Annotated in this window: 1 protein-coding gene and 1 pseudogene; both read right to left on the reverse strand. The window is 51.5% G+C overall.

Going from position 1 to position 788, the window contains the following annotated elements; translation table 11 throughout:
- On the reverse strand, positions 1 to 345 hold a 345-nt coding region (locus PKO02S_RS33060; RefSeq protein WP_246067673.1), incomplete at its 3' end, for a transposase.
- Positions 346 to 470: 125 nt separating this feature from the next.
- Positions 471 to 779 (reverse strand): annotated as a pseudogene (locus PKO02S_RS34090) (IS110 family transposase); the annotation flags it as partial.
- Positions 780 to 788: the final 9 nt, after the last annotated feature.

Here is a 788-nt window from a genome sequence, read left to right on the forward strand (position 1 = left end):
GCCGGAGCCAACGTCGATAGGAGCGATTCCGCAAAATCGGGCAAGCTGATCGGCTGTGGCGAACCGTTGAATATCCCCGATCTCCGCGACCAAACTAGTCGCTGTCACCAAGTCCACCCCGGTTAACGTATCGAGTTGATGGCCAAGCTTCTCCATCAGCGGTCGTATTTCGGTTTCACATGATGCGATTTCATGCTTATGAAACCGGATTTCCTTCACCAGACTTCTAACAATGAAATCGCGCTTGTCTTGAAAATCATTGTCCATCTGCCCGTCCGTCTGTACCAGTGACATGATCTGCTCCGCTTTCTTCGTCGAGCAGGCGTAATGGCTGAGCTTCTGCAAGAAATGGTGAGTTCTTCCAGTGCACCACCTTTCAAATGCCGAGGTGACGGGAACCGATGGAAGAACCCGAGTGCCGTCTTCCCGTCCAGTTCAGAGAAAAACTGGCGATAGGTCGGATAATGATGCTGCAGTTGAGCATGCAACTTGCGAATCGAGAAGGCCAGCCCCTTCATGCTCGATGTCCGTCGAGAGACCAACTGCTTGATCGCCCAATAATGATCGTGCGGATTTGCTATTGGCAGGCGGTCATACTCATCAATTAACACGTTCGCAATGCACTCCGCGTCCCACGAGTCCGATTTCTTGACTGTCGGGTAACTCTTCCGCTTCGCATCCGAGAGCTTGCTGTTGACTTCCTTGACCAGATATCCTTGCTCTTTTAGGAATACAGCCAAGCTTCTGCCGTAGTTATGGGTATCCTCCAGCCCGAATATGACAGTCTC

It is taken from the genome of Paenibacillus koleovorans NBRC 103111, assembly GCF_004000845.1.
GTDB classification, from domain to species: domain Bacteria; phylum Bacillota; class Bacilli; order Paenibacillales; family NBRC-103111; genus Paenibacillus_AA; species Paenibacillus_AA koleovorans.